We start from the raw sequence: 17695 nt of genomic DNA, 5'->3' as shown, positions 1-17695 counted from the left end.
ACAGGGACCGGCGACAATCCGGCCCGGACCACCACAGGAGGAAGCACTATGACGATCAAATCATGGCTCGGCTCGGCGGCGCTCGCGCTGCTGGCAGGCACCTTCGCCAGCTCGGCGCAAGCGCAGCAGATCGCGATCGGCCATCTGCAGGATCTCTCGGGCGGCACGTCGGACGTCGGCACGCCCTATGGCCAGGCCGTGGTCGACACCTTTGCCTGGGTCAACAAGAACGGCGGCATCGGCGGCAAGCAGCTCGCGGTCGACAGCAACGACTACGGCTACCAGGTGCCGAAGGCGATCGCGCTGTACAAGAAGTGGTCGGCGCCGGACAACAAGGTCGCCGCGATCATGGGCTGGGGCACCGCCGACACCGAGGCGTTGACCGGCTTCCTCGCTAACGACAAGATCCCGGACATGTCCGGCTCCTACGCCGCCGCGCTGACCGACCCGGAAGGCACCAGCGGCAAGGCCAAGCCCGCGCCCTACAACTTCTTCTACGGCCCGAGCTACTCGGACGCGCTGCGCGCCGAGCTGACCTGGGCGGCCGAGGACTGGAAGGCGAAGGGCAAGCCGGGCAAGCCGAAATTCGTCCACATGGGCGCCAACCACCCCTACCCCAACGCGCCCAAGGCCGCGGGCGAAGCGCTCGCCACCGAGCTCGGCTTCGAGGTGCTGCCGCCGCTGGTGTTCGCGCTGGCGCCGGGCGACTACAGCGCACAGTGCCTGAGCCTGAAGAGCTCCGGCGCCAACTACGCCTATCTGGGCAACACCGCGGCCTCCAACATCTCGGTGATGAAGGCCTGCAAGAATGCCGGCGTCGACATCCAGTTCCTTTCCAACGTCTGGGGCATGGACGAGAACGCCGCCAAGACCGCGGGCGATGCTGCTGACGGCGTGATCTTCCCGCTGCGCACCTCGGTCGCCTGGGGCGGCGATGCGCCGGGCATGAAGACGGTGCAGGAGATCTCGAAGATGTCGGATCCCACCGGCAAGATCTATCGCCCGGTGCACTACGTCGCCGCGGTCTGCTCGGCGCTCTACATGAAGGAAGCGCTCGACTGGGCGGCGAAGAACGGCGGCGCCACCGGCGAGAACGTCGCCAAGGGCTTCCACCAGAAGAAGGACTGGGTGCCGGCCGGCATGGAAGGCGTCTGCAGCCCCTCGACCTGGACCGAGAAGGACCATCGCGGCACCATGAAGGTCGACCTCTATCGTGCCCGCGTCACCGGGCCGACCGATGGCGACCTCAACGACCTCATGGCCAAGGGCGTCATCAAGCTCGAGAAGGTCAAGACCATCGAGCTGCCGCGCAAGGCCGAATGGGCGGGTTGGTAGTCCCACACACGGGACGTCATGGCCGGGCTTGTCCCGGCCATCCACGTCCAGCTTCACACGCCGATGGGCGTGGATGCCCGGGTCAAGCCCGGGCATGACGACGGATAGAGTGTCGCCATGACCGATACATTGGATAGTCCGCGGACGAGCGCAACAGCTGGAGCAGCCCCGCTGCTCTCCGTGCGCAACATCGAGGTCGTCTATGACGACGTCATCCTGGTGCTGCGCGGGCTGAGCCTCGATGTCCCGAAGGGCGCGATCGTGGCGCTGCTCGGCGCCAATGGCGCCGGCAAATCGACGACCTTGAAGGCGATCTCGGGTCTGCTCAAGACCGAGGACGGCGAGGTGACGCGCGGCGAGATCATGTTCGACGGCGCGCGCATCGACGGCATCGATCCCGAGAAAATCGTCCGCCGCGGCATCTTCCAGGTCATGGAAGGCCGGCGCATCGTCGCCGACATGACCTCGCTGGAAAACCTCAAGCTCGGCGCGTTCACCCGCAGCGATCGCGAAGTCTCAAAAGACATCGAGATGGTGTACAACTACTTCCCGCGGCTGAAGGAGCGCACCGGCCTGGCCGGCTATCTCTCCGGCGGCGAGCAGCAGATGCTGGCGATCGGGCGCGCGCTGATGGCGCGGCCGAAGATGATCCTGATGGACGAGCCGTCGATGGGCCTGTCGCCGCTGCTGGTCAAGGAAGTGTTCGCGATCATCAAGGAGATCAACCGGGATCTCGGCGTCACCATTCTCCTGGTCGAGCAGAATGCGCGGGCGGCGCTGTCGGTCGCGAGCCACGGCTACATCATGGAGCAGGGCAAGGTCGTGCTCGACGGCACCGCGGATGCGCTGCGCGACAATGAGGACGTCAAGGAATTCTACCTCGGCGGCGCCGGCGACCAGCGCAAGAGCTTCAAGAACCTGAAGAGCTTCAAGCGGCGGAAGCGGTGGCTGTAGCTCTTTCTTCTCCCTCTCCCCGTTCTTACGGGGAGAGGGTCGGGGTGAGGGGCAGCTCCGGGCACCGCGCCTGCTGAGAGCCCCCCCTCACCCGCATCGCATCTGGCGATGCGATGCGACCTCTCCCCGCACGCGGGGAGAGGTGAAGCGGCACCTGGGGACCTGACATGACCACCCATTACGACGCCCTCGAGACCCGTGATCCCACTGAGCGCGAGCAGGATCTGTTCGGCCGCCTGTCCGACGTGTTGCGTGCGGCGATCAAGGCGCCGGCCTATGCCGCGCTGCTGCAGGGCATCGATCCGCAGGACATCACCAGCCGTACTGCCCTCGCGCAACTGCCGGTGCTGCGCAAGTCCGAGCTCCCTGCCCTGCACAAGGCGGCGCCGCCGTTCGGCGGCTTCGTCGCGCGACCGCCCGGGGCATTCTCGCGCCTGTTCACCTCGCCCGGGCCGATCTTCGAGCCGGAGGCGGCGCACGCTGATCCCTGGCGCGGCGCGCGCGCGCTGTTCGCGGCCGGCTTTCGCAGCAGTGACGTCGTGCTCAACACCTTCAGCTATCACCTCACGCCCGGCGGCTTCATCTTCGACGCTTCGGCGCGTGCGCTGGGCTGCGCGGTCATCCCGGCCGGTCCGGGCAATACCGAGGCGCAGTTCGAACTGATCGAGGCGTATCGGCCGGTCGGCTACAGCGGCACGCCCGACTTCCTGAAGATCCTGCTCGACGCCGCCGCCAGCGCCGGCCGCGACGTCTCCTCGCTCAAGCGCGCACTGGTGTCGGGCGCGGCGTTCCCGCCGTCATTGCAGGCCGAGATCAAGGCGCGCGGCATCGATGCCTACCAGGCGTTCGGCACCGCCGATCTCGGCATCATCGCCTATGAGACATCAGCGCGCGAGGGCATGGTCGTGAACGAGGACCTGATCTTCGAGATCGTCCGCCCCGGCACCGGCGATCCCGTGGCGCCCGGCGACGTCGGCGAGATCGTCGTGACCTCGCTCGATCCTGACCATCCCTGGATTCGCCTCGCGCTCGGCGACCTCACCGCCGCCCTGCCCGGCATCAGCGCCTGCGGCCGCACCAACATGCGCATCAAGGGCTGGATGGGCCGCGCCGACCAGACCACCAAGGTCAAGGGCATGTTCGTGCGGCCCGAGCAGGTCGCCGAGATCGGCAAGCGCCATCCCGAGCTCGGCCGCCTTCGTCTGGTCGTCACCCGCGCCGGCGAGACCGATGCGATGACGTTGAAGGCCGAATGCGCCTCGCCGGCAGACGGGCTGCAAGAGGCACTCGCCACCAGCCTGCGCAGCGTCGCCAAGCTCGGCGGCCAAGTCGAGCTGGTCGCGCCGGGCACGCTGCCGAACGACGGCAAGGTGATCGCCGACGAACGCTGAGCCTGGTTCCTGCAACCGAGGCGAAGCCCTGCGGCGACGGCATGAGCCGCGCCCTGCGCACGTCCCATGCGCAATTGTCGCCTCCCGCGCGCTCTCCTATACAGCCATGTCACGTTCCCTGGAGTTCGTCCGCATGGCCTTCCCGCGCGCGTCCAAAGCCCTGTCCCGCTTCACCGTGCTCGATCTGACACGGGTGCGCGCCGGCCCGACCTGCGCGCGGCAGTTTGCGGACTGGGGCGCCAACGTCATCAAGATCGACGCTGTCATGGAGGACGGCGGCGAGGCGCTCGGCGGCCCGCGCCGCGGTTCCGACTTCCAGAACCTGCATCGCAACAAGCGGGCGATGACGCTCAACCTGAAGGACCCGAAGGGCGTCGACGTGTTCATGCGGCTCGCCAAGCAGGCCGACGTCGTCATCGAGAACTATCGTCCCGACGTGAAGACCAAGCTCGGCATCGACTACGAGGCCGTGCGCAAGGTCAATCCGCGCATCGTCTATGGCAGCATCTCCGGCTTCGGCCAGGACGGCCCCTATTCCAAGCGGCCCGGCTTCGACCAGATCGCACAGGGCATGGGCGGGCTGATGTCGATCACCGGCGCGCCCGGCGAGGGCCCGATGCGCGCCGGCATTCCGATCGCTGATCTCTCGGCGGGCTTGTCCTGCGCGATGGGCATCCTCACCGCGCTGCTCGAGCGCGAGGTCTCCGGCGAGGGCCAGTGGGTGCAGACCTCGCTGTTGCAGGCGCAGATCTTCATGCTCGATTTCCAGGCCGCGCGCTGGCTGATGGAGAAGGACGTCGCGCCGCAGGCCGGCAACAATCATCCGACCAGCATCCCGACCGGCGTGTTCAAGACCTCCGACGGCTACATCAACATTGCCGCGACCGGCGGGCGGATCTGGGAGCGGCTGTGCCAGACGCTCGGCGCGCCCGAATGGATCGACAATCCGGACTACGCGACCGCGCCGGCGCGCTCGAAGAACCGCGACGCGCTCAATGCCGAGATCAACGTGCGCACGCTTTCAAAAACCAGCGAGCAATGGGTCGCCGAGCTCAACGCCGCTGGCGTGCCCTGTGGGCCGATCTACGCAATCGATCAGATGTTCGAGGATCCGCAGGTCAAGCATCTCGGCATGGCGCAGCCGGTGCCGAGCGACGACGGCCGCGACATCACGCTGGTGGCGCAGCCCTTCACCCTGTCCCGCACACCGAGCCGCATGGCGGCGCGGCCGCCAGAGTTCGGCGAGCAGACCGAGGAGATCCTCTCCGAGTTCGGCTTCACCGACGGCGAGATCGCCGATCTCCGCCTGCATCGTGTCGTGTGAGCAGGTGCAATATGACGAAGCCGCGGCATCCCGTCGCTGTGGCCCAGATGTCACCACGTTGGAACTTCGACCTTGACCGGATTGAGGCCGAGGCAAGACCGCGTTAATCTCTTCTCATCAGTTGACGCGGACCTGAGGTGGCCCGCGGGCGTAAGGAGTAGCGGGTCATGAGCGCATCCGAGTTGAACGAGTTTCTGACGGCGATGGACATGGTCCGCGACGTCAACGCGGCCGCTCTTACCAAGGACAGCGCTGTCCTGTTCGATGAGACGGTGCTCGACAACGACTCGGATTGGTACCACCTGCCGGTCGAGGAGACCGTCAACTGAGGCGGAGCTGGCGCCTGCACGCGCGCGTCCTGTCGATGTAGTATCACCAAGCCTTCGTTCGATGAACCGGACGGAGGCTTTTGCTTTTCTCGTCCCGCTGATGAGCAGGCCGTCCTGACGAGGACAGCACAAAAAAAGCCCGACGCAAGCGCCGGGCAAGGGATCGTCTCGGGAGGAAACATCAGGGCGCGATGACCATCCGTGAGGCGCCACCACGCTGAGCAGGACGAAATCTGCCCATGAATGAAGCCTACCACCGCTCTGCCTAAAAAGCTGTCATCGCAAAGACACAACCTCTGGAGAAGCGCCGGGGCGAATCGAACAACGGTCCGCCGCAGTCAATCCGGCCTGTCGCGACCGTGTCGGTGGTGCCACAGTTCGGCTGCGAACCGCGCGGCGCTGCAATTCACCCAAAAAGTCACAGTTCCCGTCTCCGCATTTTTGCGTGCTTTGGATGACGGCCTCTGTCCGTCGATCGGCACCGGCCCTGACTTCGAGCTGCGCAAAGGGCTGGCGTGCTGATTCCAGAAACATCGAACACCGATCGTGCGGCCGGTTCTCTCCGACGGACCCGCCTGCATTGGCTCACGGCGACCACGGCGCTGCTATCGCTCGCACTGGCAAGCCCAGCGCTCGCCCAGGCGACCAGCGGCGGCTCCGGCGGCAACGTCAACGGCATCGGCAACGGCGGCGCCAGTTCGGCAACCGGCACCGGAGCGAATGGTGTTGCGGGCAGCAACCTCACGCAAGGGGGCGGCGGCGGCGGCGCAGGCGCGATCGGCGGTGACGGTGGTGGCGATTACTCCGGCGCGTTCAGCGGCGGCCTGGGCGGCGTAGCGCCGGGCGAACAGGGGAATAGCGGCCAGGGCGGCGGCGGCACGTCGAGCGGCGGCGGCGGCGGTGGCGGCGCTCATGGTGCGGTGGTCACGACGGACGGCAGCAATACTGCGACCATTACCGGCGGCTATGGCGGACGCGGCGGCTCCGCCAGCCTGAGCTGGGGCGGTGGTGGCGGCGGCGCAGCCGGCTATGGGCTCGTCATCGACGGCACTGGCCTCAACTACACCAACACCGGCGCGATCGCCGGTGGCATCGGCGGTCCGGGCGGCACGGCCAACAACAATGGGCATGGCGGCGCCGGCGGCGATGGCGGCTACGGCGTCTATCTGACCGGCACGGGCGTTCTCACCAATTCCGGCAGCATCACCGGCGGCAATGGCGGCGACGGCGGCAATGCTCTCAACAGCAGCCAGCCCAACGCGGGCGGGGACGGAGGCAATGGTGGCGCGGGCGTCGTCTTCGCGACCGGCGGCACGCTGATCAATTCCGGCAGCATCACGGGCGGCGCGACAGGCATCCGCGGCATCGGCGGCAGTTCGTCTAATGGCGTCTTCGGGTCAGCGGGCAACGGCGTGCGCGGGGCCAATCTCACCGTCATCAACAGCGGCGCGATCTCGGCGGGATCCAATTTGAGCGCCGATCCCTTGTTCGACGCCAACGCCATCACCTTCACCGGCGGCAGCAACGTGCTGGAGATCTGGGCGAGCTCGATCATCAACGGCAATGTGGTCGGCACCGGCAGCGACACGTTCCGGCTGGGTGGCGCGGCGAACGGCACATTCGACGTCTCCAGCATCGGCGGCTCGGCGCAGTATCAGGGCTTCTCGAGCTTCGTGAAGACCGGCACCAGCACGTGGACGTTGACCGGCACCACGGCCGCCGTCACACCCTGGGCGATCAACCAGGGCACGCTTGCGGTTTCCTCCGATGCCAATCTCGGCGCGGCCTCCGGCGGGCTCTCCTTCGGCGGCGGCACGCTGCAAGTTCTGGCGGGCTTCAGCTCCAGCCGCAACATCACGCTCAATGCCGGCGGCGGCAGCTTCGACACCAACGGCTACAACGCCACGCTCAGCGGCACGATCTCCGGCAGCGGCGGCCTGACCAAGTTCGGCACCGGAGTCCTGACGCTGAGCGGGATCACCAGCTACGCCGGTGACACTCTCGTCAGCGGCGGCACGCTGCGGACCGGCGCGTCCGGCGTTCTCTCAGTCGCCAGCAGCTACATGATCGCGACAGGTGCGACGCTCGACCTCGATGGCACCGGCCAGACCATCGGCGGATTGAGCGGCAGCGGCAGCGTGCTGCTCGGCAGCAACGGCTCGCTGGCGATCGGCGACAATGGCGGGGCCGCAGTGTTCTCGGGCACGATCTCGGGCAACGGCACGTTCGTCAAGAGCGGTCCCGGCGTGCTCACCCTCAGCGGCACCAACACATACAGCGGCCTGACCATCGTCGATGGCGGCACGCTGCGGGCGGGCGCGGCCGGCGCCTTCGCACCTTTGAGCTCTTTCGAGGTCGATAGCGGCACCACGCTCGATCTCAACGGCTTCAACCAGACCATCGCCTCGCTCACCGGCGGGGGCGCCGTGCTGCTCAGCGCGGGCACGCTGACATCGGGCGGCGACAATACCAGCACGAACTTTCTCGGCACGATCTCCGGCAGCGGCGGCTTCACCAAGGTCGGCACCGGCACGATGCGGTTCGACGGAGCGACCACCTACACCGGCGCGACGACGATCAGTGCTGGTACCCTGCAGGCCGGCGCCTCCGGCGTGCTCGCCTCGGCCAGTGCGTTCATGATCGCGTCAGGCGCGACGCTCGATCTCAACGGCTTCGATCAGGCCATCGGCTCGCTGGCCGGCAGCGGCAATGTCCTGCTCGGCGCGGCAATGCTGACGGCGGGCGGCAACAACGGCAATACCAGCTTCTCCGGCGCGATCTCCGGCAGCGGCGGCTTCACCAAGACCGGCACCGGCCGGATGACGCTCACCGGCACGAGCAATTACACCGGCGCCACCATCGTCAACGGCGGCGTGCTCGACGTCGAAGGCGCCATCACCAACACCTCGGGCGTGACGGTCAATGCCGGCGGCACGCTAATGGGCGCGGGTCTCGTCGATCCGCCGATGACGGTGAGCATCAACAATGGCGGCACGCTGGCGCCGGGCAACGGCACCGCCGGCTCGTCGATGACCATCATCGGCAATCTCGCCTTCCAGTCGGGCGCGTACTATCTGGTGCAGCTCGATCCGACGACGGCTTCGTTCGCCAGCGTGAGTGGATCTGCCTCCCTCGGCGGTGCGACCGTCAACGCCGTGTTCGGCACCGGCGGCTATGTCGACAAGCGCTACACGATCCTGACGACCAGCGGCGGCATCTCCGGCAGCTTCGGATCGGTCGTGAAGACCAACCTGCCTTCCGGCTTCAAGACCAGCCTGGGCTACGACGCCAACAACGCCTATCTCGACCTGGTCCTCGCCTTCGCCCTGCCCGGTGGCCTCAACGGCAATCAGAAGGCGGTGGGCGACACGTTGTCGGCCTACTTCGATCGCACCGGCGACATTCCGGTCGTGTTCGGCCGATTGAACCAGGCTGGTCTGACGCAAGCCTCTGGCGAGAGCGCCACCGGCGTGCAGCAGACCACCTTCAACGCCATGAGTCAGTTCACCGGACTGCTCACCGACCCGTTCGCGCAACGCCAGGGCGGCGGTGGTGCGACCGGCTACGCTGACGCAACGCGCAAGCGCACCGATGCCTTTGCGATGCTGTCCGACGAGCGGCCTGCGGATTTTGCGCAGCGCTGGAATGTGTGGGCGGCCGGCTTCGGCGGCTCGCAATCGACCAACGGCAATGCGAGCATCGGCTCCAATGACACCACCAGCCGCATCGCCGGCACCGCCGTCGGCGCCGACTATCGGATCGCGCCGCGCACCACCGCGGGCTTCGCGCTCGCAGGCGGCGGCACCAGCTTCAGCGTCAACGGCCTCGGCTCCGGCCGCTCCGACCTGTTCCAGTCCGGCGCCTATCTGCATCACCATGTCGGCCCTAGCTATCTGCGGGCGGCGCTGGCCTATGGCTGGCAGGACGTCACCACCGACCGCACCGTCGCAATTTCTGGCACGGACCGGCTGCGCGCGAGCTATCAGGCCAATGCGTGGACCGGCCGCATCGAGGGCGGCACGCGCTTCGTCGCGCCGCTCGGCGGCATCGGCGTCACGCCCTACGCGGCAGCGCAGGTGACCAGCTTGCGCCTGCCCACTTATATTGAACAGGCCACCGCCGGCGCCGCGACCTTCGCCCTGACCTACGCAGGGAAGACCGTCACCGACACGCGCACCGAGCTCGGCCTGCGCTCCGACAAATCCTATGCATTGGCAGACGGCAATCTCACCCTGCGCGGTCGCCTCGCCTGGGCTCACGACTTCAATCCCGATCGCTCCATAGCCGCGACGTTCCAGACGCTGCCCGGCGCGAGCTTCGTCATCAACGGCGCAGCGCAGGCGCGCGACTCTGCATTGACCACGACCTCAATCGAGATGAACTGGCTGAACGGCTGGAGCGCGATGGCGACGTTCGAGAGCGAAATCTCGAACGTGACGCGGTCGTATGCCGGCAAAGGGACAGTGCGTTACGCGTGGTGAGAGCCGGTGTGGCGATTGACACCGCCGAGTTGATAGGCGCGTGGCCCATCGCGTCTCCAACGTCATTCCGGGGCAATCGACAGCGGCTACGCGTTGGCGATTGAACCCGGAATCCCGAGCTGTCGAAAAGAACGCCAACCCATCTCCAGATTCCGGGTTCAAGGCCTGCGGCCTTGCCCCGGAATGACTGTTGGTCGAAACGGGAACGCCTACGCCTCGACCTTCGCCGCCGGCGGGGTCGACTTGCTGACGCTCGCCACCAGCCGGTCGATCAGCGGCCAGAACAGCAGCACGATCGCCAGCGTCGTGATGGTGCCGACCAGGCCGTTCGCCCAGAACACCTTCATGTTGCCGCCGGAGATGATCATCGACTGCCGGAAGGCGTCCTCGGCGCGGCTGCCGAGCACCAGCGCCAGCGTGAACGGCGCCAGCGGAATCTTGATCTTCTTGAAGACGTAGCCGACGACGCCGAAGCCGAGCATCAGCCAGACGTCGAACATCGCGTTCTGAATCGCATAGGCGCCGATCGCGCAGGACACCACGATCATCGGCGCCACCGCCGCGAACGGCACGCGCAGGATCGAGGCGAAGATCGGCACGGTGGAGAGCACCAGCACGAGGCCGACGACGTTGCCGAGATACATCGAGGCGATCAGGCCCCAGACGAAATCCTTGTGCTCCACGAACAGCAGCGGGCCGGGATTGAGACCCCACACCATCAGGCCGCCGAGCAGGATCGCCGCGGTGCCCGAGCCGGGAATGCCGAGCGCGAGCATCGGCAGCAGCGCGGCGGTGCCCGAAGCGTGCGCCGCCGTCTCAGGCGCGAACACGCCCTCGATGCGGCCCTTGCCAAAGCTGTCCTGGTCCTTGGAGAAGCGCTTGGCGAGGTTGTAGCCCATGAAGGAGGCCGCGATCGCGCCGCCCGGCGTGATGCCGAGCCAGCAGCCGATCACCGAGGAGCGGAACAGCGTCATCCAGTATTTCGGCAGGTCCTTCCAGACGGCGAGCACGGTGCGCAGCGAGATCGATGCGGCGTGGCCGCGGAGCGCAAGGCGCTCCTCCATCGTCAGCAGAATCTCGCTGATGCCGAACAGGCCGATCACGGCGACCAGGAAGTTGATGCCGCGCAAGAGATCAGTCGAGCCGAAGGTCATGCGCAGCTGGCCCGAGACGGTGTCCATGCCGACGCCGGCGAGCAGCAAGCCGAGTGCCATCGCGATGACGGTCTTGTGCTTGTCCTCACGTCCCAAGCCGACGAAGGAGCAGAAGGTCAGCAGATAGACGGCGAAGAACTCGGGCGGCCCGAACTTCAGCGCGAAGGACGAGATCCACGGCGCCAGGAAGGTGATCAGCAGCACCGCGACCAGCGAGCCGATGAAGGACGAGGTGAAGGCCGCGGTCAGCGCCTCCGCCGCCTTGCCCTGCTGCGCCATCGGATAGCCGTCGAAGGTGGTCGCCACCGACCAGGCCTCGCCGGGAATGTTGAAAAGGATGGAGGTGATGGCGCCGCCGAACAGAGCGCCCCAATAGATGCAGGACAGCATCACGATGGCCGAGGTCGGATCCATCGAGAAGGTCAGCGGCAACAGGATGGCGACGCCGTTGGGGCCGCCGAGCCCCGGCAAGACGCCGACGAACACGCCGAGTACCAGCCCGACCATCATCAAGAGCAGCGTCTTCCAGGTCAGGAGGACCGCGAACCCGTGCAGCAGCAGACCCAGAGCTTCCATCACTTGGCTTCCATTGGTCAGTTCCACTTACTCCGTCATCGCGAGGAGCGAAGCGACGACGCGATCCAGGAGTTGTCAGGCTCGAGTCTGGATTGCTTCGCTTCGCTCGCAATGACGGTGGGAGGATTGTTAGTGCCCGAACGCCGCTTCGAGCGGTCCCTTGGGCATGATCACATCGAACACGACATCGAAGGTCACGAACATCACGGCGCTGAACAGGAACGCCGTGAGCAGCGACTTCCAGATCGCGATCTTGCCGACGATACGCATGAAGCCGGCGATCAGGAGGAAGCTCGCGACATAGATGCCGAGGAACTGCATGGCGATGCAGAACAACAGCGTGGGGACGAACACCGCCATCACGCGGCGCAGCTGCGCCCGCGTGACGAAGGTCTCGACCGCCTCCTTGCGCGACAGGAACGCGGCGCCGATGCCGTAGAGGCTGGCACCGCCGAGAATGACCGAGAGATAGAACGGGAAGTAGCCGGGCTCGGGACCGGTCGAGTCCCAGGACGCGCCGGTCCGCCAATTGTCCCAGGCCAGCAGGACAGCGAGCCCGAGCAGCAGCAGCGACACGGCGACGTCGACCGTCCGGTTGGATGTCACGGACGGAGAGTTCTCCTCCGGCGCAGTGGGATCGTCGACCGCGATCTCGAGCTCAGCGTTGGACATGGATCCTGCTCCCCTCGCCCCGTCCTACTTCGCGACGAAGCCGGCTTCAGTCATCAGCTGCTTGTTGAGCGAGCCGTCCTCTTCCAGGAACTGCAGCATGTCCTTGCCGGTGAGAAAGATCGGCTTGAGTGCCTGCTTTTCCATGTAGTCCTTGTATTCCGGCGTCTGCACCAGCTTGCTGAACAGGTCGACGTAGAACTCCTGCTGCTCCTGGGTCACCTTGCCCGGCAGGAACATGCCGCGCAGCATCAGATACTGCACGTCGAGACCCTGCTCCTTGCAGGTCGGGATGTCGTTCCAGGACTGCGTCTCCGTGACCTTGGTGGTGTAGGAGATGCGCTCCTTGTCGAACACGCAGAGCGGACGGACCTGGCCGGCACGCCAGACTTCAAGATTCTCGGAAGGGTTGTTGACGTTGGCCTCGGTGTGGCCGCCGACCAGCTGGGTCGCGGCCTCGCCGCCGGACTTGTACGGGAGATAGGAAAACTTGGCGCCGGTCTTCTTCTCGAGGAATACGGTCAGCACGTGATCCTCACGCTTCGAGCCGGTGCCGCCGAGCTTGAACGGCGAGCTCGATGCCTTGGCGGCGTCGATGAACTCCTTCACCGTCTTCGGGCCATTGACGTTGTCCCACAGCACGAACTGGTCGAGCGCGATCACGGCGACCGGCGACAGCTCGCGCCAATCGAACGGCAGCTTGGCCGACAACGGCAGCATGTAGATCAGCGAATAGGCGATCAGCACCTTGTTCGGATCGCCGTCGCTGGACTTCATGTACATCAGCGCCTCCGCGCCGGACGCGCCGCCCTTCAGCGACACGACGACCGGCTGCTTCAGCAGATTGTTCTTCTGGATTGCGGCCTGCATCATGCGAGCCATCTGGTCGGACGCGCCACCGGCGCCGGCGGCTACGACGATCTCGACCGGCTTGGTCGGTTCCCAGCCGGCAAAGGCCGGCGCACTGGCGAAAAGAGCCACGGTGGTGGCTGCGATCTTGATCAGGTTACGCACGTGTTTTCATCCCCGTTCGAAGTGCCAGCTTGTATCCTACCAGGATACTGTCGGCTTATTGTGATCACTTCAAGAACACAAGCGAGATGCGGCCTCATGATGTCGTCATAAGGTCGCAAGCCCCGCGTCAGACTACTTGCCCTTCCAGTTTGGCGTCCGCTTGTTCAGGAACGCATCCATGCCCTCGCGGAAATCCTCGCTCATATAGGCCCGTAGAATCAGGTCCTCGCCCTCGTCGCGCGACAGCGTCCGGCGGATGCGGCGCACCGCCTCCTTGGTCACTTCGAGGGTGATCGGCGCATGCGAGGCGACCAGCTTCGCGGTCTCCAATGCGCGCGCCTGCAGCGTGTCGACATCCGGCACGATCTCGTTGAGCAGCCCGAGCGCCAGCGCCTCCGGCGCCTCCACCAGCCGCGCCTTGAAGATCAGGTCCTTGGTGCGCGCCGGGCCGATCAGGGACACCACGCGCGAGATGTTTGACATCGACAGGCAATTTCCGAGTGTACGAGCGATCGGAAAACCGATGCGTGTGGTCTCGGTGCCGATGCGGATGTCGCAGCAGGCCGCGATGCCGGCGCCGCCGCCGGTGCAGGCGCCAGCGATCGCGGCAATGACGGGGACGCGGCACAGCTCCAGCGTGCCGAGCACGCGATCGATGCGCGCCTCGTAGTCGAGCGCGTCCTGCGCCGTCTTGAAGGCGCGGAATTGGGAAATGTCGGTGCCGGAGGCGAACGCCTTGTCGCCGGCACCGGTCAGGATCAGCGCCTTGATCGACCGGTCGGCGTTGATGGCCTCGCAGATCGAGGCCATCTGGTCATACATCGCGAAGGTCATCGCGTTGCGCGCCTGCGGCCGGTTGAAGGTGATCTTGGCGATGCCGTCGTCGACGGCATAGATGAGATCGTCGGAGCCGCTCGCAGGCGCGTTCATCAGGCCACCTTCGGAATCGGCGCGGCCTCGCGCGCCTTGAGGACATCCATCGCCGCGAGCACGCCACCGGCGCGATGCGGCACATTGGCGAGCGCAAGGCCCATCTCGACGCCGGACAGCGTCCCCATCAGCATCAGGTCGTTGAAGTGACCGATGTGGCCGATGCGGAACACCTTGCCCTTGATCTTGTTCAGGCCGGTGCCGAGCGACATGTCGAAGTTTTCCAGCACGGTCTTGCGGAACGCATCGGCATCGTGCCCCTCGGGCATGACGACGCCGGTCAGCGCCGGCGAATGCGCCTGCGGGTCGGCGCATTGCGTGTCGAGGCCCCAGGCCTTCACGGCGGCGCGCGTCGCGAGGCTGTGGCGGCGATGGCGCGCGAACACGTTCTCATGGCCCTCTTCCTCCAGCATCTTCAGCGCCTCGTTGAGGCCCATCAGCAGATTGCAGGCCGGCGTGTAGGGGAAGGTGCCGAGCTTGTTGAAATTGATGATCTCCTGCCAGTCCCAATAGGAGCGCATGCCGGGATTGGCCTTGGCCACCGCAAGCGCCTTCTCGGAGACGGCATTGAAGCCGAGGCCCGGCGGCAGCATCAGTCCCTTCTGCGAGCCGGCGACGGAGACGTCGATGCCCCAGGCGTCGTGCTCATACTCCATCGAGCCGAGGCCCGAGATGGTGTCGACCATCAACAGCGCCGGATGGCCGGCGCGATCGAGCGCCTTGCGCACCTCCAGCGGCGGCGTCAGGCAGCCGGTCGAGGTCTCGTTGTGCACGACGCAGACGGCCTTGATCTTGTGCGCCTTGTCATCGACCAGGCGCTGCTCGATCGCCGCGATATCGGCACCATGACGCCAATCGCCGGGGATGAAATCGACGTCGAGCTTGAACTTGTCGGCGATGCCCCGCCACAGCACCGCGAACTGGCCGGTCTCGGCCATCAGCACCTTGTCGCCGGGCGCGAGCGTGTTGACGATCGCGGCTTCCCACGCGCCGGTGCCGGACGACGGATAGATGATCACCGGCTGCTTGGTGCGGAAGATCCGCTGCGATGCTGCGAGCACCGCAAAGCCGAGTTCAGCAAACTCGGGGCCGCGATGATCCATCGTCGGCATGTCCATCGCGCGCAGCACGCGGTCGGGCACGTTGGTCGGCCCCGGAATCTGAAGAAAATGCCGTCCTGTGTGCACAGTCATTGGCGTCCATCCCCGGTCATTTGGTTGGTGCGCGGACGTGGCATGCCACGCGCTCGTCGCGCTTTTCTCCCGCCAGACCGCTGGCGTCAACAAAGAAGACGCGAGCACCGATCGCTTCGGGCTGACATCCCTCAGATGCACACGACTCCCTTTCTTCTGTGCAGTGCGACACCAGCCGGAATGACCGGCCGCCGCCCGCGATTTCGCCTTACTTCACAACTGCGAGATGCCGCGGCGCATTGCCGGGCATCGGCTGCTCCAGCAGCGCCATGGCGGCATCGACGCCGCCGCCACGATGCGGCACGCCGGCGACCCGAAGCCCCATCTCGACACCGCTCAGCGCCGCCATCAAGGTCAGCTCGTTGCACTCGCCGAGATGGCCGATCCGGAAGACCTTGCCGGCGACCTTGGACAGGCCCGAGCCGAGCGACATGTTGAAATTGTCCAGCACGACCTGGCGGAACTCATCGGCATTATGGCCGGGCGGCATCAGCACCGCGGTCAAGACCGGCGAATGATCCCTGGGCTCCTGGCACAGCACCTCCAGCCCCCAATGCTCCACCGCCGCGCGGGTCGCAGCCGCGAGCCGCTGATGGCGCGCGAACACCTGATCGAGGCCTTCCTCGAGCAGCATCGCAATTGCCTCGCGCAGGCCGTAGAGCAGGTTCGTCGCCGGCGTGTAGGGGAAGAAGCCGTTCGCATTCAGCTTCAGCATATCCTCCCAGTCCCAGAACGAGCGCGGCATCTTGTTGCTCTTGGCAACCGCGCGCGCCTTGTCAGAGACGGCGTTGAAGCCGAGACCCGGCGGCAGCATGAACCCCTTCTGCGAGCAGGAGACGGCGACGTCGACCTTCCACTCGTCGAAGCGGAAGTCGGCCGAGGCGAGACCTGAGATGGTGTCGACCATCAGCAGCGCCGGATGCTTGGCGCGATCCATCGCCGCGCGCACTTCGGCGATCCGGCTGGTCGCGCCGGTCGAGGTCTCGTTGTGCACGACCATGACGGCCTTGAGCTGATGCGCGGTGTCGGCCGCCAGCTTCTCCTCGATCACGGCGGGATCAACGCCGCGGCGCCAATCGCCGGGAATGAAATCGACCTCGATGCCCCAGCGTGCCGCCATCTGCCGCCACAGCGTGGCGAAATGGCCGGTCTCGACCATCAGCACCTTGTCGCCGGGCGATAGCGTGTTGACGATCGCGGCCTCCCAGGCACCGGTCCCGGAGGATGGATAGATGATCACCGGGCTGGTCGTCTTGAAGATCTTCTGCGAGCCGCTGAGCACGGCCTTGCCCAACTCCGCGAACTCGGCGCTGCGATGGTCGATCACCGGCATGTCCATCGCCCGCAGCACGCGCTCGGGCACGGGGCTCGGGCCCGGAATATGCAGGAAATGACGACCTTGGTGACGGGTCACGGCAGAACTCCAGGGAAGCAGCGGCATCAAGGCACCCACAATTGCATGCAATTTTCTCAAGAACAAGAGATCAACGCATGCATTTCTGCAATCGACCCCATCTGTAACTACCGCTACAATGGGCCAGCATGAGTTCCACGATTCCAGATATCGAAACTGTCGATGTGGGCGAGCCGACCAGCCGCCCCTCCCCCGCGCGCGACGAGACCTCGCTTCACGAGGAGATCCTGGCGCGGCTGCGCGACTATATTGTCGAGGGTCATGTCGCCGATGGCGGCCGGCTGTCCGAGCGGCAGCTTTGCGAAATGCTGGGGGTCTCGCGCACGCCATTGCGCGAAGCTCTCAAGGTCCTGGCGGCTGAAGGCCTGGTTGAGCTGCTGCCGAATCGGGGGGCCCGCGTCCGCCCCTTGAGCGCGTCCGACATCCAGGAGCTGTTTGACCTGATGGGCGGCCTCGAAGGCCTCGCCGGCCGCCTCGCCTGCGAGAAGATCTCGGATGAAGAGATCATAAAAATCGAACAATATCATCATGATATGTACGGTTTTTACATGCGCCAGGACATGCAGGGCTATTTCCGCATGAACCAGCTCATCCACCGCGCGATCGTCGATGCCGCCGCCAACGCCACGCTTCATGCGACATATGAAAGTCTCGCAGGGCGTATTCGCCGGGTCCGCTTCTCCGCCAACTTCGCCCGCAAGCGCGAGCGCTGGAGCGAAGCCATGCGGGAGCATGAATTGATCCTCGACGCGCTGCGCCGGCGCGCCGGCAGCGAGCTGTCGGACATCCTGTTCCAGCACCTGCGCAACAAGGGCGCCGCTGCGATCACCTACTTCGCCGAGGATCAGAACGGCACAGCGACCGTGCCCGGCGGCAAGCCGACAGGCTAGACTAAGGTCGAGGTCGCTCCTCTAAAATTGCATGCAATTCG

Annotated in this window: 13 protein-coding genes; 7 read left to right on the top strand and 6 right to left on the bottom strand. The window is 65.9% G+C overall.

All coding sequences use genetic code 11. From position 1 onward, the window contains the following. Positions 1–48 precede the first annotated feature (48 nt). From ACQR1Y_RS08075 to ACQR1Y_RS08050, 6 genes are all read left to right on the top strand, one after another. Positions 49–1335: an ABC transporter substrate-binding protein gene (locus ACQR1Y_RS08075; RefSeq protein ID WP_434859424.1), complete on the top strand. Its 1287-nt coding sequence runs from the start codon at positions 49–51 to the stop codon at positions 1333–1335. 117 nt (positions 1336–1452) lie between these two features. Then, positions 1453–2289, top strand: a complete 837-nt coding sequence (locus ACQR1Y_RS08070; RefSeq protein ID WP_434876378.1) for an ABC transporter ATP-binding protein — start codon at positions 1453–1455, stop codon at positions 2287–2289. A 167-nt stretch (positions 2290–2456) separates the two neighbouring features. Then, on the top strand, positions 2457–3680 hold the full coding sequence (locus ACQR1Y_RS08065) for a phenylacetate--CoA ligase family protein (protein ID WP_434876379.1): 1224 nt from the start codon (positions 2457–2459) through the stop codon (positions 3678–3680). A gap of 133 nt (positions 3681–3813) precedes the next feature. Next, entirely contained in the window at positions 3814–5004 is a 1191-nt protein-coding gene (locus ACQR1Y_RS08060) for a CaiB/BaiF CoA transferase family protein (RefSeq protein WP_434876380.1), read from the top strand. A gap of 167 nt (positions 5005–5171) precedes the next feature. After that, positions 5172–5333, top strand: a complete 162-nt coding sequence (locus ACQR1Y_RS08055) for a hypothetical protein (protein WP_434859420.1) — start codon at positions 5172–5174, stop codon at positions 5331–5333. A gap of 515 nt (positions 5334–5848) precedes the next feature. After that, positions 5849–9814: an autotransporter domain-containing protein gene (locus tag ACQR1Y_RS08050; protein ID WP_434876381.1), complete on the top strand. Its 3966-nt coding sequence runs from the start codon at positions 5849–5851 to the stop codon at positions 9812–9814. Between the two features lie 209 nt (positions 9815–10023). On the opposite strand, the gene ACQR1Y_RS08045 is transcribed toward ACQR1Y_RS08050, so the two are convergent. From ACQR1Y_RS08045 to ACQR1Y_RS08020, 6 genes are all read right to left on the bottom strand, one after another. Beyond that, positions 10024–11544 carry a tripartite tricarboxylate transporter permease gene (locus tag ACQR1Y_RS08045; RefSeq protein ID WP_434876382.1) on the bottom strand — a complete coding sequence of 507 codons (1521 nt, stop codon included), beginning with the start codon at positions 11542–11544 and terminating at the stop codon, positions 10024–10026. Positions 11545–11673: 129 nt separating this feature from the next. Continuing rightward, positions 11674–12216 carry a tripartite tricarboxylate transporter TctB family protein gene (locus ACQR1Y_RS08040; RefSeq protein ID WP_434876383.1) on the bottom strand — a complete coding sequence of 181 codons (543 nt, stop codon included), beginning with the start codon at positions 12214–12216 and terminating at the stop codon, positions 11674–11676. 24 nt (positions 12217–12240) lie between these two features. Next, a complete protein-coding gene (locus ACQR1Y_RS08035) occupies positions 12241–13227 on the bottom strand; it encodes a Bug family tripartite tricarboxylate transporter substrate binding protein (protein WP_434876384.1) in 987 nt (328 codons plus the stop codon). Between the two features lie 132 nt (positions 13228–13359). Continuing rightward, positions 13360–14157: an enoyl-CoA hydratase/isomerase family protein gene (locus ACQR1Y_RS08030; RefSeq protein ID WP_434859415.1), complete on the bottom strand. Its 798-nt coding sequence runs from the start codon at positions 14155–14157 to the stop codon at positions 13360–13362. Beyond that, positions 14157–15350, bottom strand: coding sequence for a pyridoxal-phosphate-dependent aminotransferase family protein (locus ACQR1Y_RS08025; protein WP_434859414.1), 1194 nt, complete (start codon positions 15348–15350; stop codon positions 14157–14159). Before ACQR1Y_RS08025 ends, ACQR1Y_RS08030 begins: the two co-directional genes overlap by 1 nt. A 208-nt stretch (positions 15351–15558) precedes the next feature. Then, entirely contained in the window at positions 15559–16764 is a 1206-nt protein-coding gene (locus ACQR1Y_RS08020; RefSeq protein WP_434859413.1) for a pyridoxal-phosphate-dependent aminotransferase family protein, read from the bottom strand. 128 nt (positions 16765–16892) lie between these two features. Here ACQR1Y_RS08020 and ACQR1Y_RS08015 point away from each other — a divergent pair, with 128 nt between their 5' ends. Continuing rightward, positions 16893–17654: a GntR family transcriptional regulator gene (locus tag ACQR1Y_RS08015; RefSeq protein ID WP_434876385.1), complete on the top strand. Its 762-nt coding sequence runs from the start codon at positions 16893–16895 to the stop codon at positions 17652–17654. Positions 17655–17695: the final 41 nt, after the last annotated feature.

Source organism: Bradyrhizobium sp. HKCCYLRH3099 (genome assembly GCF_051167855.1).
In the GTDB taxonomy this organism is placed as follows: Bacteria; Pseudomonadota; Alphaproteobacteria; order Rhizobiales; family Xanthobacteraceae; genus Bradyrhizobium.
Note: the sequence above shows the minus strand (reverse complement) of the source record. Positions and strands in the feature narration are given on the sequence as shown.

What these genes read in the sequence shown, in the direction of transcription:
- ACQR1Y_RS08075 (WP_434859424.1), top strand. Translation starts at nt 49, where the DNA reads ATGACGATCAAATCATGGCTCGGCTCGGCGGCGCTCGCGCTGCTGGCA.
- ACQR1Y_RS08070 (WP_434876378.1), top strand. Translation starts at nt 1,453, where the DNA reads ATGACCGATACATTGGATAGTCCGCGGACGAGCGCAACAGCTGGAGCA.
- ACQR1Y_RS08065 (WP_434876379.1), top strand. Translation starts at nt 2,457, where the DNA reads ATGACCACCCATTACGACGCCCTCGAGACCCGTGATCCCACTGAGCGC.
- ACQR1Y_RS08060 (WP_434876380.1), top strand. Translation starts at nt 3,814, where the DNA reads ATGGCCTTCCCGCGCGCGTCCAAAGCCCTGTCCCGCTTCACCGTGCTC.
- ACQR1Y_RS08055 (WP_434859420.1), top strand. Translation starts at nt 5,172, where the DNA reads ATGAGCGCATCCGAGTTGAACGAGTTTCTGACGGCGATGGACATGGTC.
- ACQR1Y_RS08045 (WP_434876382.1), bottom strand. Translation starts at nt 11,544, where the DNA reads ATGGAAGCTCTGGGTCTGCTGCTGCACGGGTTCGCGGTCCTCCTGACC.
- ACQR1Y_RS08040 (WP_434876383.1), bottom strand. Translation starts at nt 12,216, where the DNA reads ATGTCCAACGCTGAGCTCGAGATCGCGGTCGACGATCCCACTGCGCCG.
- ACQR1Y_RS08030 (WP_434859415.1), bottom strand. Translation starts at nt 14,157, where the DNA reads ATGAACGCGCCTGCGAGCGGCTCCGACGATCTCATCTATGCCGTCGAC.
- ACQR1Y_RS08025 (WP_434859414.1), bottom strand. Translation starts at nt 15,350, where the DNA reads ATGACTGTGCACACAGGACGGCATTTTCTTCAGATTCCGGGGCCGACC.
- ACQR1Y_RS08015 (WP_434876385.1), top strand. Translation starts at nt 16,893, where the DNA reads ATGAGTTCCACGATTCCAGATATCGAAACTGTCGATGTGGGCGAGCCG.